Source organism: Buttiauxella sp. A111 (genome assembly GCF_014189855.1).
Taxonomy (GTDB): Bacteria; Pseudomonadota; Gammaproteobacteria; order Enterobacterales; family Enterobacteriaceae; genus Buttiauxella; species Buttiauxella selenatireducens.
Genome location: NZ_BJFN01000020.1, coordinates 1 through 1,413, shown reverse-complemented (window position 1 = coordinate 1,413; position 1,413 = coordinate 1). Strand labels below are relative to the sequence as shown.

Genomic DNA, 1,413 nt, shown 5'->3' with positions numbered 1-1,413 from the left:
TAAGCAACTGACTGGCATTTTTGTTCCTGGCTTTACCATATTTATGTGGCCTTTCCTTCACCACCCTCGGGAAGGCTCTTTCTCTTCTTATCGGTAACTTCACCATCTGCGCCATGCTCTCCATATCCCGCATCAGTTCCGGGATCCGCCCCGGTGACGCGCCCTGCAATGTCATCAACATCCGCATCACCATTCCGCAGGATTCTGAGAAGCTCAGCTGATTCGGCCAGTAACCCTTCAGGCTCCCTGCCATTTTTATCATCTGATAACGCACAAGATTGTACGCCAGCAGTACTCCCCACAACTCCTGCTCCACCAGTTCCGGCTTTTTACTCCGCAGCGTCAGCCTGCTCAGCTGCATTGTCTGCTTGATTTCCCGGTAACCCAGTTCGATTTCCCACCGATGGCTGTACAGCTCCGCCATCTCTCCACCCGGATAGCGCATCGCATCCGTCATCGATGTCAGCAGATGGCAGACTTTTCCTTTCCGGGTGACGGTCAACAGTCGGGCCGTCATTTCCTCTCCGAGTTCCGGCCACTTTTTCCGCGCCTGCGGGCTGGTTTTCAACCTCACCAGATGGTCGCCTTTTCCCAGCTTCTCTATTTCCTCGTACTGAGCGCCTTTCTTCAAGGGGATCATCCAGTGGCGATGCTCCCCTGCCTGCTTCCAGGCGTGCAGCAGACCCAGAGAGTAGTAGCCTTTATCCAGCAGGGTCAGGGTGTTATCGCCGGTCTGGTTTATCAACTGCTCTGCCAGCGTGTATTCACTTTCCTTCAACGTGCCGAAGGCGGCGGCCGTTAACAGATGGCTGGTCAGCTCCATCTGGCAGACCATTTTAACCTGAGGGTAGAGTCCGGGCTGACCGGCATAGCTCTGACGCGGGAAAGCGGCGTCGTTCTCCGCTGTGTCCGGTGTTCGCCAGACCACGCCATCCACGGCCAGCAGCGTCAGACCACACCAGTGGGGATGTGTCGTGGCACCATGCCAGAGTTGTGCAGTTTGCAGGAAAACCTGGCGAACGGCCTCGCTTCCCAGCCGCTGGCGGGCCTGGATAACGGCGCTGGGGGCGACGAAGGGGCGGTCGCCCGGCAGCATGATATCGAGCCGGTTAACGATTTGATGAAGTGGCTCTTTACGCTCCAGAGCCATACCGACGACGCACCAGACCATCATTTCCAGCGGCAGACGGCGTTTACGCACAGTGACAGTGCCGGACTCGGCAAGACAACGGGAGATGAGCTCCGGGTCAAGAAAATCCCCGAGAGAAGTCATGGGGTTACGCAGAGAGTCGTAACGTGAAACGAGATCAAGAGCCTGCCCGATATGCATAAAAAAATCCGGAAACGAAGAACATTTCCGGATTCTTACACAGCTACTGGATCGATCAACTGATCCTTAACTGATCGGCATTA

General features: G+C 55.8%; 1 protein-coding gene. It reads right to left on the bottom strand.

From position 1 onward, the window contains the following. Nucleotides 1-1,330: IS4 family transposase (locus BSPA111_RS22375; protein WP_183273303.1), on the bottom strand; the 1,330-nt coding region annotated here is incomplete at its 3' end. Nucleotides 1,331-1,413: the final 83 nt, after the last annotated feature.